This window comes from Martinezella tropici (assembly GCF_003287875.1).
GTDB classification, from domain to species: domain Bacteria; phylum Pseudomonadota; class Alphaproteobacteria; order Rhizobiales; family Rhizobiaceae; genus Rhizobium; species Rhizobium tropici_C.
Map to the genome: position 1 here is coordinate 282,473 of NZ_QMKK01000061.1, position 13,798 is coordinate 296,270.

Sequence of the window (13,798 nt, forward strand, 5' to 3'; positions counted from 1 at the left end):
CTGTAGTTGGTCAGCGGCGGGAGGCGATGGAGCGGCGATGAAACCGTCCGCGCGCTCCGTCGCCGCTTTCTTAACGATCAGACTAGCTCGACCTCCTTGCCTGCATGTCGGAAAGATCGATCCCATGCGTATCGAACCACCATTCCGGACTCATCTCAGGATATTTGTCGCGAAGGCGCAGATATTTGGAGTGTAGTCGCTCCTGGCGCTCAACTTCCTGCTCGAAATAAGGATGGTCGAGTTTTCCGCCGAGCACATGGATGCGACGAAGGAGTTTTCGCAATACATATCCTTGCTCCTTGCTTCCCGGTCGATAGCCGCTCTCGACGATCTTCATGACGGTGTCGCTTAGCGTGCTGAGCGCATCGCTGGGCGGCGTGCCGTTCAAGATCATGTCAAGGCGTTCGGCACCAAACCCGACGTCGATACAGGTCCCGAGCGGATTGACGATATTCCCGATCTCAATGCCGTTCTTGTAGAACTCGGTGCAGTAACCGCTGACGCTGCCATCGCTCCATATGCATCCGTCATCCGGTACGATGGGGATACGGTCTCGATAAAGCGGCGACCATTCCTCCAGGCGGTCCGAATGGATCGTGACATGGTCTGGCACCAGGCCAATCGAGCCGAGAAACTCGATCCAGAAATCGATCGCGTCACCGACGCTCATTTCTCGGAAGGAGAAGAGACCGAGCATCGTGAAATGAAGGAAATGCGTCCCGTCCCCGATTTCGTCGAGATCGCCCATTCGCAGGCAGGCCTGAACGTTGGCAACGGTTCCAATGTGGGAGGGATCGGAGAAGAGTTGTTTGTACTGCTGCATCCCAGCGCTGCAGAAAAGCGTGGTATTGTCGTGCGGCCGTACGGATTCTATACGTGTGAAGTCGATGTCTTTGGAAAGACAGAAGTCTTGGTATTGCTGGATCAGGCGTCCCGCGATGGCATAGGCAACCTCCTTTGTAGTAAATGTGCCTGGGCTCAAAGATAGTGGCATATGGTGCTGACGGCAATCCATATACGCCGGGTCATGTCCGAGCTGGGCCTGAGATCGTCTTCTTCGGCCCGTCAGATTATTGTCGACACAGCCAATTACTGCTTTGGCAGATAAATCCTCGGCTATCCCGCTAGATTGTGCGTCGTTCTCATCTTCGAACAGGGATATCGAGCATCGGCCAAAAGGCCGACTTTCTGCCTAAACTGCTCATAATAGCGTTCAGCAGCTTGTGGTTGGTGAAGACCTATCTCGACATAATACTGATAACGTCGTCCTCGGCTTGAGGCGACCGAGCGAGCTTAACCGCCATGACCGCGAGCGGCGTTTAATTTCTGCCGGGTTTTTTCGCGGGTTGCGTCGAAATCAACAGCTTGCGGCGCGCCGCTGGCTTTACCCTGCGCCCACAATTCGCGCAGATGCTGAATATCGTTCTTCCGGCTAGCCCATTTCGCAGACCAGTCACGCATGGCTTCGCGGACAATTTCGCTGCTACTGGCATATGCACCACTTTCGACCGCATCGCGTAAAAGCTCAGCTTGCTGCGGCGTTACTGCAATGCTGACCTTTGAGACATTAGACATGGCTGTCCTCATCCGCTTTCTGGTAGGAAGTTTACCACCAAACCGATGCTCCAGCTAAGCAGATCGCGGGGAGAATGTAAGATCCATTTCACTGGCCCGAATCCTCTGGGTTAGTCTCTTCCGCGCGCTCGGTAGCATCTAAACCCATATAGGATGGCACAACATCCCGTTTTCCAGCTGTGCGCGCGGCTGCCTTGTAATATGACAGAGCGCTTCCTATCTTTTGGCCATCACCCAAATTTCACACACGGCTGTGGCAGACGTTTCAAGGACGTCGATAATTTTGCGCGTCAAGCGCTGCCGAGCCATTTCGCCGCCTCGGGCGGCCAGGGATTTCGATTGAACATGCAAAACACTGCCGCCGTGCCGGCGGCGGTAAAGCCGCGCGAGCGCGGCGAAGCCGTCAAACGGCCGGACACGAACTGGAAGCCATATCCCTGTCTTCTCACGAGGCAGGAGCTTCAGGCCATCATTGCCGATCAGCTCGGCTGAATTCAACAACGACAACAAGGAGAAAGAAGATGCAGGTCATCGTCAGAGACAACAATGTCGAACAGGCCATGCGTGCCTTGAAGAGGAAGATGCAGCGGGAAGGTCTCTTTCGGGAAATGAGGGAGCGTCGCGCCTATGAAAAGCCTTCCGAGCGCCGGGTTCGCGAAAAAGCACAGGCGGTTGCCCGGCAGCGCAAGGCTGTGCGCAAGAAGCTGCAACGCGAGGGGCTCTTGCCGACTGCCAAGCGCCGGGCTTCGGCTCGATAACAGCTCAACGGCGGCCGGTGCATCGAGCCGGCCGCGAATATCTTTTGAAGAGGGCGCGAGATGGAAGAATTGAATAATATCACGGTCTCCGATGAGCGGCTCGAAGATTGCCGTGACGTCATCGAGCCCGATCTGCGGGATTTGATAGACGATACGATCGCCGCCGGCTTCACGGCCGAGGAGGTCCTGATCGCAATCAGCGAACTGGTGGCGGAAGATTTCGCCGCGGTCGTGAAGATTCCCAGCGTCCACTAGGAGCTGGTGACGAATATTGTGATGCGCGCAACCGCTATCGAGCGATTGCGCAAATCCCGTTCACCAGCGCCTTGATTTCGTAGACATATAGAATCAGCGGAGCCGAGCGTAACGGTAAGCGCGCGAGCGGCGCTTCTGTCCTTTCAAGTGACGAAATCCTGTGGATTCAATCTGAAAGCGGGATGTCCTCGTGCGAATGGATGAATTGAAAAGTCATTGTGTTAGGGCGCTTTATGTAGCGGGCGTGAACGTGAGAGGGCGGTTTCTTCGTTCAACCCGGATAACACAAGCGGACGAGTTGCCGATCTCATGCGTCTCATCCTTGTCAATGATGTCTCGACAGTTCGCGGTGGCGCCACCAAGGTGGCGTTGCAATGTCTCGATGCAAGCCGGGATGCGGGCCTGACCTGCGCCATACTGGTCGGCGATGACGGGGAAGGTCTCAAGCCGCGGTTCGCCGGTATCCGCACGGTTGCGCTTGGCGAACGACCCCTTCGAGAAGGTCCGGCGTTCGGGGATATCCTCGCGAAAAACTACAATCGGCGCGCTCATGAGGCGATGGAGGGTTTGCTTCGGGAGTCGGATGAGGAGACCGTCGTCCACGTGCATGGCTGGTCCCAGATCCTGTCGCCGTCGATCTTTTATGCACTTGCCAAACACGAGGTCAAAGTCATCGTCACGGCGCATGACTTCTTCCTGAGCTGTCCGAACGGCGGGCTCATCAATTTCCACAGCGGCGACGTTTGCGATATCAAGCCACTGTCTGCCGCGTGTCTCACGACCAATTGCGACAAGCGCAATTATTTCCATAAGCTTTGGCGTTTCCGCCGCACCCTGACACAGCGGGGTGTTGGCGAGGAATTCTGGAGCCGCGTCGGCATTGTGCTCGCCCATGAAAACATGGAGGCGCATCTGCGCTCCGGCCCTTTGCAGCACTTCACGACATTGCGCACGCCGACCGAGCCGTTGACGCGGACGCCGGTGGAGGCGTGGCGCAACCGCCGCACCGTCTTTCTCGGCCGCATGTGCTGGGAAAAAGGTGTGCGGACGCTGGCGGACGCCCTTAATCAGACCGGCAGGACCGCGACGCTCATCGGGCGGGGGCCGTTGCTTGAGGAAATGCAGCGCGCGCTGCCGCATTGCTTCGTGCCCGGCTGGCTGAGCGATGAAGAGGTTGCGAGGATTGCCGGCGAAGCGCGTGTTTTCGTCATGCCGTCGCGCATGCCCGAGCCTTACGGCCTGGTTGCCGCCGAGGCTTTGATGTCCGGTATCCCGGTCATCGTCAGCAGCAATGCGCTGATCGCAGAAGAGGTCGAAAAGCATGGCGCGGGTCTGGTTTTCACAAGTGGCGATGCCGCGTCGCTGGCGGAGAAATTGGCACAGACCGATGACGACCACCTGATGCGGCGGTTAAGCGAAGGAGCATTGGCCCTCGGCCAGCATATCGCACCGAGCAGAGCGGAATGGGGACGCCGCATGGTGGATATCTACATGGGGCGGGGCAGCTTTTCGGAACATTAGGTTGGGGGGAACAATAATGCGCGCTTTGGTGACAGGCGGTTGTGGCTTCGTCGGCCGACATCTGATCCAGCGACTTCTTGCCGAGGGATTGGATGTCGTCTGCGTCGATTCACTGGTTACGGGAACAGGGGCGCTTCATCCTGATCTATGGCAGCGCTTTACGCGTTCGCGCTTCAGTTTCCATGAGGAAGACTGCCGCACGTTCTTCACGCGCGCGCCTGAGCATTTTGACTATGTCTTCCATCTGGCGGCGCTGGTCGGCGGCCGGGTGACGCTGGAAACGCGGGCACTCGATGTCGCCGAGGATCTGTCGGTCGATGCGGAACTATGGCAGTGGGCGTCGCGGGCCAAGCCGGGTTCGGTGATATTCTTCAGCTCCAGCGCAGCCTATCCGGTCTCGCTGCAGACCGTCGACAATCATCGGCTGCTGGCGGAGGACATGATCAATTTCGACGCCGCCGTCGGCGTGCCCGATCTCAGCTATGGATGGGCGAAACTCACCGGCGAATATCTGATGAAACTCTATGTCGAGCGCTATGGCCGGCGAGCCATCGCCTATAGACCGTTCAGCGGCTATGGCGAAGATCAGGATCTCGCCTATCCTTTCCCGGCGATCTGTCGCCGGCTGCTGGCGGAAAAGGGCGCGGCGGAAGTCTACGTCTGGGGCTCCGGCCGTCAGTGCCGCGATTTCATCCACATTTCCGACTGCATCGAATTCATCTGGCAGACGCGGGAATTGCTCCCCGATGGTGCGAGCCTCAATCTATCAACCGGCATCGCCACCTCCTTCATCCAATTGGCCGAGACCATCAGCCAGCAGATCGGTTGGCAACCTGCCGTCATCGGACGATCGAGCCACCCGGAAGGCGTCTTCTACCGCTGCGGCGATACGGCCCTGCAACGCTCCTACGGATTAACTCCGTCGATCAGCCTGGAGGAAGGGATCGCACGGATGCTCGAGCATCTGCGGCTAGAGCAGGCGTCCTATGCGCTGGCCATGTGAGTGATGAGCAATCAGTTCAATGTGGCAGATGTCGGCGTGGAAAATCGCCTCGGCGGTATCACCGCCGGGTCGATGATTTGATGTCGCATCTGAACGCGGCGCGAAGCGGGATAACGTATCGATCTCCTCGATGGTTTGCCGGTGCCGCAAAACCATTGCAGAAATCCGGTTCCCACCCCACAATCAGGGTAAGGAGACCACAATGCGCAACCGCCAAGCCTTGACCGATCACGACGAGCAGTTCATCCAGCGCCAGCTTGAATCTGGCCGTTACCATGACTGTAACGAAGTCATCCACGCCGGCAGAGCTTGACCAGATTTTTGACGACGTGGCTGCCAATTTCGGCCAGTGATTGCCGGCAATTAGTGTCGGCGGTATTTATGAGCTTATTGAGGGCTTGCAACGTTTGCGGAGCGCGGGACCGTTCACGAAGGGCCGGTGCCGGGGCTTCGTGTTATCGGCTACCGCCGCACAACGTCGATTGCTTTCGTCGTTGAACGCGATCAGGTAGCGATTTTGGGTGTTTTCCGGCGTGGCCGGAACGTCACCGCGGATATGCTTAGAGATCGGCTATAACAAGCGCGCTCAATCTCAGAAGCGCGCCATTTCCCGCTTTACCTTGTCAAGGAAAAGCCCTCTCGTCTCGTCGGTCGAGCGGTTCATGTCGTAATGGGCAAGGAAAACGACCGGGGCGAAGGGCTTGATCTGGGCGCGCAGGACACGCTTGACGATCTTCTTCGGAGGGTTGCCGGCGATGAAGGCGCGGAACGGGTCGGCGCCATAGGTCAGCACCGCCCCAAGCTTGCGAATGTGCTGCAGCTTTGAGCGCACCTTGCCGTCAACGAGTTCGAAGGAGACGCCGGGCAGCCAGACCCGGTCGAAATAACCCTTGAGGATCGCAGGAAAGCCGAAATTCCAGACGGGCGTGACGATGACTAAGGCTTCCGCGCGCTGCAACCGCTCGACATAGGATTTTACCGCCTCGATATTGCCAGGATAGTCATGATAGATCACGCGGTCTTGGCGTGACAGTACGGGATCGAACCCTTCCGCATAAAGATTGCAATCGTCGACCTCGTGGCCGGCGCCCTTCAGGCTCTCGATGGTTTGCCGGTGCAGCGCGGCGCCATAGCTTTCCTCGACCGGATGGGAATGAAGGACGAGAACCTTCATGAGGCCTCCATCAGCGCTGCAAGGCCGGGGAAGAGGTAATTCTTGCCGGATTTGAAATCGAAATTCGGATCGTCCCAGGCAATCATCTTGCCAGGGTTGAGCAGGCCCTTCGGGTCTGTTTCCTTCTTGAAGGCAAGCTGCACGGCATCCGTCTGCTTCATGCCGCCTTCCTCCAGCGTATAGCGATGCGGGTTGAAGATCGGGCAGCCGTGGTCCTGATGAATCCTAATGATCTCCTCAAGCCGCGCCTCTGAGGTATAGCGCACCAGCGGCAAGCCCGAGCACTGGATCTGGCCGTCGAACTTGATGAATTCGAGATGACCGGGCACCTCGTCGCCGAAAATCTCCACCATCTTCTGGACTTTGGCGACGTGGTCCGGCCCCGGATACTGCACCTGCAGATAGGTGATCGACGGATCGACCTTGATAGCGCGCAGCGTCGTGTGGTTCCAGGCGAGTTCATAGGCATGCGGAATGCCCTTCATGCTCTCCACCTTGTCGGAGCGGAAGGTGATTTCACCCTTCTGCTGCATGGTGAAGGCAACGAAAGGATCCATCGAGTGCGGCGCGATCATCAGCGCCACGATCGATTGCCCCTGACGGATATAGGGCTTGTGGCGGGTAAAATATTCGTGCGGAATGGGAGCGGCGATCGGGGCGATCTCCTTGACCAGAATGCCGTTGCATTTGGCGAGCGCATCGGAGAAGCGCACGGCATCCATGAAGTCGTCATAACCGACCAGCACATCGACCCAATCATAGGCCGGCGCCAGCGGCATCTCGATTTCGGTGATGATGCCGTTGGTGCCGTAGGCATGGCTGACCTTGGTCAGATCCCAACCGGTGAGATCGAGAGTGCGGGGTTCTGCTTCCATCGTCACGACGCGCAGCCGCAGGATGTTGCCCAGATCGCGCAGGCCGCCCCAGGTGATCGAGCCGACACCGCCCGAGCCACCGGCAATGAAGCCGCCGATCGTCGCCGTCTGCGCGGTCGAAGGATGGAAGCGCAGTTCCTGGCCCGAATGGGCCTTGGTCTGGCGGTCGAGTTCGGCAATGACGATCCCTGGCTCGCAGACGACGCGGCCGGGATGGATCTCCTTGATCCTGTTCATCGCGGCGAGATTGAGCACTATACCGCCGGAAAGCGGCATCGCCTGGCCGTAATTGCCGGTGCCCGCGCCACGCGGCGTGACGGGTACGTCATGCGCGTAGGCGACCTTCAAAGTGCGGATCACCTCTTCCTCGGTCTTCGGCGTCACGACGAGATCGGCTGTGACATTGTCGAGCTGGGCCTTCAGGATCGGTGAATACCAATAGAAGTCGCGGCTCTTCTGGCGCACGAGCGCCGGATTGTCTTCGACGGCGATGCCTTCGAGTTCTTTCTTGATGCGCTGGTAATCCGGCATGTCAGGCTCCAATGACGCTGTCGAGTTCACGATAATCCGGCAGGCTGCGGTCGATCACCTTGCCCTTGCGAAGGACGACGCGGTCGGACTGCGGACGGGAAAGGAATTCGCTCCATCGCCTGGCGCTGAAAAGCACGAGATCGGCGGGGCTGCCGACGGCGATCCGCCCGATATCCGGGCGGCCAAGTATCTCAGCGGGCGAGGTGGTGATGACCCTTGCGGCCGTATCCAGCGGATGGTCGAGATGCAGGATGCGCACGGCTTCCCGGAACACTTCGACTGGATCGAGATCGCCATAAGCATAGAAGGGATCGCGGGTATTGTCGGAGGCAACGGCTGTGGGAACACCGGCGGCGGCAAGCTCATGCAGAAGGGTGACACCGCGCCAGCGCGGTGTGCGGCCGGCATGACGGTCCTGCAGATACATGTTGCACATCGGCAGCGAGACGATGGAGATCCCGGCCTTGGCGACGAGTTCGATGGTGGCGCTTGCCACATCCTCGTCCTGCCGGGCAAGCGAGCAGCAATGGCCGGCTGTGACCTTGCCCGTGAAGCCGTTGCGAAGCACGGCTTCGGCAATCGCCTTCAGCGTCAGCACCTCCCTGTCTTCTGTCTCATCGACATGCAGATCAATGTCGAGACCGTTGTCGGCGGCTGCGCGGATCAGTTTGTCCAGCTGGCCCTCAAGGTCCGGATTCATCTGAGTGACACCGCCCATCAAGCCGCCGGTGTCGCGAACGACGCGAAGCAGATCGGCGAAGAAGGCATCGTCCACCATGCTGTCGAGCGGAAAGAGAGCGACGGCCTGCAGCGCGATCTTGTCCTTCCAGGCTTCGCGAACCGAGGCGAAAACCTCGAAGGAAATGCGGTGTTGCGGCGCTAGTGAATCCAGATGGGTACGGATCAAGCCTGTGCCATGGGCGTAAGCCGAGCGCAGCGAGAATTCCATGCGCTTGCGCACATCATCGGCCGACCAGTTGGCTTCGCGGTCGGTGCGCACGGCATCGAGCGCGCCCATGAAACTACCGTCCGGGTTGGAGCGGCGCTCCCATATGTGGCCCTTGTCGAGATGGGTGTGCATGTCGGCGAAAGCCGGCCAGACCATGCCCTCCCTCATATCGACCTTGGCATATTCCACCGGCGCTGTACCCGGCGCGCGGATATCGCTGATAAGGCCGTCGGCAACGACGATATCGGCCTTGACGAGGCCCTCACTGGAGGGTGCCGGAAAACCGGACAGCGTCACGGCGGGAACGGTAGCATTGCTCAGCACGAAGCGAGCGGCATTCGGCGGTGACATGAAGGCGTGGGACATCAGTTCTCCCGCTTGAGGCTGCTCTCATGCCAGCGATGCAGGCTCAGCCATGAGATGAAGGAGGTGAAGGCGAAGATGGCGACGCCGAGCGCCGACAGAAGCAGCAGTGCCGCGAAGAGCCGCGGCATGTTCTGGCGGTATTGCGCCTCGAGCAAGCGGAACGCCAGGCCCGAATTCGGACCGCCGGAGCCGGCGGCGAATTCCGCGACGACCGATGCGATCAGCGACAGGCCACCGCCGATCCTCAAGCCCGTCATGAAATAGGGCTGGGCTGCCGGCAGCTTCAGATGCAGCAAGGCCTGCCAGCGCGAGGCACCGTAGAGATCAAAGAGATTAAGCAGATTATGGTCGACGCTTTTCAATCCCTGCACCATGTTGGACAGGATTGGAAAAAAGGCGACGAGGAAGCCGCAGATTAAAAGCGCTGCTTCGCGTGTCGGCGCATAGATCAGGATCAACGGTGCGATCGCGACAATCGGCGTCACCTGAAGAATGACGGCGAGCGGATAGAAGGCGAGTTCGATCCAGCGGGACTGCACAAGGAAGATGGCGAAGCCGACGCCGCCGATCAGCGCCAGGACGAGGGATATGAAGGTGATTTCGGTCGTCACCCACAGCGCCGGCCAGAGAATGCCCCAATCGGAGACAAGCGCCTTGGCGACGGCGATCGGGCTCGGCAGAATATATTGCGGAATGCCGGTGCCGACGACGAGAAGCTGCCAGAGGATGAGAAGCACGAGAACGGTCGCGATCGGTACGACGACGCCGAGCGCGCGTTCTAGATTGCGCTGCCTGGCGGCGGTAGCCGGCGCATTGATTGTTTCAGCGGAAAGAATGGCGGGCAGGCTGGTGCTGTCGCTCATCAATGGGCCTCCGGCCAGCCGATGGCCTCGATCAGGGAACGGGATACTTTTTCGCACACCTCCCGGTATTCTTCCGATGAGCGATAGAGCGGATCGCGTTCGCCGCTGGTTTGCAGGGGGAAGTCGGTGTGGACGCGGCCCGGCCGCGCCTTCATGACGACGATGCGGTTGGAGAGATAGGTGGATTCATAGACGGAATGCGTGACGAAGATGACGGTGATGCCTGTTGTCTGCCAGAGGCGCAGCACGTCGTCATTGAGCTTCTGGCGCGTGATTTCATCGAGCGCGGCAAAGGGCTCGTCCATCAGCAGCAGCTTCGGTTTCGTTACCAGCGCACGCGCGATCGAAACCCGCATCTTCATGCCGCCGGACAGCTCCCGCGGATAGGCATCGGCGAAGTCCTGAAGGCCGACCGTCGCCAATGTTTCCATGATCTGTTCATGGGCGGCAACTTTCGAAATTCCCCTTAGCTTCAGGGGCAGGTGGACGTTGCCGAACACCGTCTTCCAAGGGAGCAGCGTCGGTTCCTGGAAGACGAAGCCGATATCGCCCTCCGGCAGGCCCTTCGCGTTGATGCGTGAACTCGGCCAATCGATCCTGCCGCTGGAAGCACCGCCGAGGCCGGCGATGATACGCAAAGCCGTCGACTTGCCGCAGCCGGAAGGTCCGAGCAGGCTTATGAATTCGCCGCTCTCCACATGGAGCGACATGTCCGACAGCGCCAACGTGCCGTTCGAGAAGATCTTAGAGACCTGCTCCATGACGACGAGCGGCCGCTTGCGTGCCTCCGTTCGATTTGTCGCAATGGTTTCCGATAGTGTCATTGTTCGGCTCTTTGTTGATCCACCCTCCCCTCGAGGGGAGGATCGGAGCGAAGCTCCGGGGTGGGGCGATCTTTTGCAAATCCGAGAACATCACCCCCACCCGCCGCTTTACGGCGACCTCCCCCCTCAAGGGGAGGTGTCAAGGCTTACTTCTTCAGCGACATGCCGACGCCCTTGCAGACGAACTGCGTATCGAAAGCTTTCTTGTAGTCGATATCGGCATCGAAGATCTTGATCTGCACCATCTCGTCGAAGAACTTCTTGTAATGCGCCTCGGTGAGGCAGCCGATGCCCTTGTCGAGAGCGTCACCGGATTCAACGATGCCATAGTCCTTCATCTTGGCGATGGAATAGGCGATCTGGCCATCCGTCATATCGGGATTGTCCTTTTTGATCAGCTCGTTGGCCGCCTTGTTGTCGCCGTAGAGATAGTTGTACCAGCCTTCGATCGAGGCATTGACGAAACGTTGCACGAGATCGGGATTCTTGTCGACCAGCGCCTTCTGCGCGGTGATCATCGTCGAATAGGGCGAATAGCCGGCATCGGCGATCAGGAAGACTTTCGGCTTCCAGCCAGCCTGCTTCTCGATCTCATAGGGTTCCGAGGTGACATATCCCTGCTGCGCCGACTGCTTGTCGGCGAGGAAGGGCGCCGGGCTAAAATTGTAGGGCTTGAACTGCTCGTCCTTGAAGCCCGGGAAATTCGCCTTCATCCACTCGAAATAGGTGATATAGCCGTCCTTGCTCAGGAATAGCGTCGGCAGCTTGGCGAGATCCTCGAATTTCTCCACGCCGGCATCCGGATGGGCGATCAGCACTTGCGGGTCCTTCTGGAAGATCGCCGCGACATCGACGATCGGAATGCCCTGCTTGACCGCGTCGATCTCTTGCTGCGGGCCGCCCATGTAGAAATTAAGCTTGCCGGAAATCAGCAAAGCCGAATTGGCGGCATTGGGGCCGCCTTGAACGATGGTGACGTCGAGGCCATATTTTTTGTATGTGCCATCGGCAATGGCCTGATAGAAGCCGCCATGCTCGGCCTGGGCAAGCCAGTTGGTGCCGTAGGTGACTTTATCGAGTGCGTTTGCGGGTCCAGCCGAGACGATTGCTGCGGCCAGACCCACGGCGGCGAAAAATGCTTTTATCTTCAATATATTATGCATGGCTGACTGTTCCCCTTATCTGCCATGGGACGTCATTGTTGAGGCCCATTTCTTGCATTTGAGCGATTGCCTTGCGCTTTGAAAAGCATCAAAATTCGTCCGCATTGATGCCTTTTCGGCATCTCTTCCCAGGTCTGTGCCTAAATTGTGCGGCCTGGGCAAAAATTAAGCAATGGGAACGCATATGCTGCATTCGAGACGGCTTCTCTACATCAATGAAATTGCCCGCTGCGGCTCGATCCGCAAGGCGGCGGCGCGGCTAAACGTGGCGTCATCGGCGATCAACCGGCAGATTCTCGCGTTGGAGGAGGAAATGGGGGCGCCACTCTTCGAGCGTCTGCCGCGTGGCTTGCGGCTGACGGCGGCAGGCGAGCTCTGCATCGAGCATATCCGCGAGGTGCTGAAGAATTACGAGCGGCTGGAAGGGCGCATTCGCAGCCTCAAGATGCAGCAGGCCGGCAAGGTCAGGATCGTCGCGACGGTCGGCCTTGCCGCCGGACCTCTGCCCGAGATCATCGCCCGCTTCCTCCTGGAACATCCGAGGGTCTTCATCCAGCTGCGCAACGATGCCGGCTCCACCACCATGGCGCCGGTAGTCGCCGGAGAGGTTGATATCGGACTGGGCTTCAACATACCGGCAACGCCCGGCATCCGCTCGCTCGGCAATTTCGACATACCGATCGGTGTCGTGCTGCCTCCCGGTCACCCGTTGATCGGACCGGGGCCGATCAATCTCGCCGATGTCGTCGAGGAGCGGCTGCTGCTGGCGCAGCCTGGAAGCAGCCTGCGCGATATCATCAATCTGACGTTGGCACGTCTCTCCGTGCAGGTCGAGCCCGTGCTGGAGAGCAATGCGTCGGAAATGCTCAAGCAACTGGTGAAATGCGGGGCAGGGCTGACGCTGCTCAACCCGCTCGACGTTATCACCGAGTGTCGCCGCGGGGAGCTGGTCTTTCGGCCGATCGCCGAGCCCCACTCACGGCCCCAACCGATGAAGCTTTTCGCCCGGACGCGTGCGCCGCTCGATGCCGCCACCAGCCTTTTCGCCGAGTACCTGCTGGCGGAACTTGCCGGAATGGTGGAGGAGCTGCACGCGAAGGGGCATATCATCGCGCCCTCCGAGCGCCGCCGTTCGGACACCTATTTCGAATAGAGGTTGGAGAGCGGATAGTCGCGCAGGTCGCGCAGCATCTCGATGAAGCCGGCGATCTGGTGCCGGCAGATGAGCGCGCCCTTTTCGGCCGTGCCGGCCGCGGCATTGCCGACCACGCCGTTTGGATTGAGATCATGCGCGATCCAGGCGAGCGAATGCGGCGGCAGCGGTTGCAGATATTTGGAATGTTCCTTCATCCATTCCGCTCTGGAGGCGAAATTCTCAGCCTTGTCCATCCGCACGAGCTCGGGCCGGAAATGCAGCATGAGCGAGGTTTCGACATCGCCGCCATGAATGCCGAAGCGCTGCTCATGGTCGTCGATCATGCCGTCAGGCGTGCCGAAGCGGCTCCACTGCGTGGCGACGACGGCCATCCGATGACGCACGCGCAGCTCGCGCGCGACGATGCCCATAATATCGAGATTGCCGCCATGGGAGTTGACGATAACCATCTTGCGGATGCCGGCCTCTGCGACCTTCGCGCCAATGGCGGTCCACACCGGTATCAACAGCTCAGCGCTGAGCGAAAGCGTGCCGGGACCGTAGATATGTTCGTTGGCCTTGCCGATTTCCTGCGTCGGCAGCACAAGGAAATCGAGATCGGCGGGGCGCTGGACTTTCAGTTCCGCCAGCATGCCCGTAGCGATCGCAACATCGGTTGCGATCGGCAGATGCGGGCCGTGCTGCTCCGTCGAGGCAATCGGCAGGATCGCGATCGTGGTGTCGGCCGAGAGATCGGCGAAATCATATGTGTTGAGTTCATTCCAATAGAAGGGCTTCGCCATGGC

The 13,798-nt window shown here is 59.2% G+C and carries 16 protein-coding genes; 7 read left to right on the forward strand and 9 right to left on the reverse strand.

What is annotated here, in order from left to right; all coding sequences use genetic code 11:
- Positions 1-82: 82 nt before the first annotated feature.
- Together DQ393_RS32280 and DQ393_RS32285 are read right to left on the reverse strand one after the other, a co-directional pair.
- A complete protein-coding gene (locus DQ393_RS32280; RefSeq protein ID WP_112345739.1) occupies positions 83-994 on the reverse strand; it encodes an alanine--tRNA ligase-related protein in 912 nt (303 codons plus the stop codon).
- Between the two features lie 299 nt (positions 995-1,293).
- Positions 1,294-1,575 (reverse strand): ribbon-helix-helix domain-containing protein, encoded by a 282-nt coding sequence (locus tag DQ393_RS32285; RefSeq protein WP_112345740.1) that lies wholly within the window; start codon positions 1,573-1,575, stop codon positions 1,294-1,296.
- Between the two features lie 345 nt (positions 1,576-1,920).
- Here DQ393_RS32285 and DQ393_RS33645 point away from each other — a divergent pair, with 345 nt between their 5' ends.
- The 6 genes from DQ393_RS33645 (at position 1,921) to DQ393_RS33650 (ending at position 5,425) form a co-directional block, all read left to right on the forward strand.
- Positions 1,921-2,067, forward strand: coding sequence for a hypothetical protein (locus DQ393_RS33645; protein WP_169645360.1), 147 nt, complete (start codon positions 1,921-1,923; stop codon positions 2,065-2,067).
- 29 nt (positions 2,068-2,096) lie between these two features.
- Positions 2,097-2,333 carry a 30S ribosomal protein S21 gene (rpsU, locus tag DQ393_RS32295; protein WP_112345742.1) on the forward strand — a complete coding sequence of 79 codons (237 nt, stop codon included), beginning with the start codon at positions 2,097-2,099 and terminating at the stop codon, positions 2,331-2,333.
- 60 nt (positions 2,334-2,393) lie between these two features.
- Complete coding sequence (locus DQ393_RS32300) at positions 2,394-2,588, forward strand: hypothetical protein (RefSeq protein ID WP_112345743.1); 195 nt, start codon at positions 2,394-2,396, stop codon at positions 2,586-2,588.
- A gap of 309 nt (positions 2,589-2,897) precedes the next feature.
- Complete coding sequence (locus tag DQ393_RS32305) at positions 2,898-4,109, forward strand: glycosyltransferase family 4 protein (RefSeq protein WP_112345744.1); 1,212 nt, start codon at positions 2,898-2,900, stop codon at positions 4,107-4,109.
- Positions 4,110-4,125: 16 nt separating this feature from the next.
- Positions 4,126-5,112, forward strand: coding sequence for an NAD-dependent epimerase/dehydratase family protein (locus DQ393_RS32310; protein WP_245430539.1), 987 nt, complete (start codon positions 4,126-4,128; stop codon positions 5,110-5,112).
- Positions 5,113-5,314: 202 nt separating this feature from the next.
- Positions 5,315-5,425, forward strand: a complete 111-nt coding sequence (locus DQ393_RS33650) for a type II toxin-antitoxin system ParD family antitoxin (protein WP_181592464.1) — start codon at positions 5,315-5,317, stop codon at positions 5,423-5,425.
- 279 nt (positions 5,426-5,704) lie between these two features.
- Here the strand turns inward: DQ393_RS33650 and DQ393_RS32320 are convergent, their stop codons facing one another.
- From DQ393_RS32320 to DQ393_RS32345, 6 genes are all read right to left on the reverse strand, one after another.
- On the reverse strand, positions 5,705-6,286 hold the full coding sequence (locus DQ393_RS32320) for an NAD(P)H-dependent oxidoreductase (protein ID WP_112345745.1): 582 nt from the start codon (positions 6,284-6,286) through the stop codon (positions 5,705-5,707).
- On the reverse strand, positions 6,283-7,692 hold the full coding sequence (locus DQ393_RS32325) for an FAD-binding oxidoreductase (RefSeq protein WP_112345746.1): 1,410 nt from the start codon (positions 7,690-7,692) through the stop codon (positions 6,283-6,285). Before DQ393_RS32325 ends, DQ393_RS32320 begins: the two co-directional genes overlap by 4 nt.
- A gap of 1 nt (position 7,693) precedes the next feature.
- Positions 7,694-9,007 carry a cytosine deaminase gene (locus tag DQ393_RS32330; protein WP_112345747.1) on the reverse strand — a complete coding sequence of 438 codons (1,314 nt, stop codon included), beginning with the start codon at positions 9,005-9,007 and terminating at the stop codon, positions 7,694-7,696.
- On the reverse strand, positions 9,007-9,870 hold the full coding sequence (locus DQ393_RS32335; RefSeq protein WP_112345748.1) for an ABC transporter permease: 864 nt from the start codon (positions 9,868-9,870) through the stop codon (positions 9,007-9,009). The genes DQ393_RS32330 and DQ393_RS32335 overlap by 1 nt, the downstream gene beginning before the upstream one ends.
- Positions 9,870-10,694 carry an ABC transporter ATP-binding protein gene (locus DQ393_RS32340; RefSeq protein ID WP_112345749.1) on the reverse strand — a complete coding sequence of 275 codons (825 nt, stop codon included), beginning with the start codon at positions 10,692-10,694 and terminating at the stop codon, positions 9,870-9,872. Before DQ393_RS32340 ends, DQ393_RS32335 begins: the two co-directional genes overlap by 1 nt.
- A 146-nt stretch (positions 10,695-10,840) precedes the next feature.
- Positions 10,841-11,857 carry an ABC transporter substrate-binding protein gene (locus tag DQ393_RS32345; RefSeq protein ID WP_112345750.1) on the reverse strand — a complete coding sequence of 339 codons (1,017 nt, stop codon included), beginning with the start codon at positions 11,855-11,857 and terminating at the stop codon, positions 10,841-10,843.
- 184 nt (positions 11,858-12,041) lie between these two features.
- Between DQ393_RS32345 and DQ393_RS32350 the strand changes: the two genes are divergently transcribed.
- A complete protein-coding gene (locus tag DQ393_RS32350; protein WP_112345751.1) occupies positions 12,042-13,010 on the forward strand; it encodes a LysR substrate-binding domain-containing protein in 969 nt (322 codons plus the stop codon).
- Here DQ393_RS32350 and DQ393_RS32355 read toward each other — a convergent pair.
- Positions 12,998-13,795, reverse strand: a complete 798-nt coding sequence (locus DQ393_RS32355; protein WP_112345752.1) for a creatininase family protein — start codon at positions 13,793-13,795, stop codon at positions 12,998-13,000. The two genes, DQ393_RS32350 and DQ393_RS32355, sit on opposite strands and share 13 nt — an antisense overlap.
- Positions 13,796-13,798: the final 3 nt, after the last annotated feature.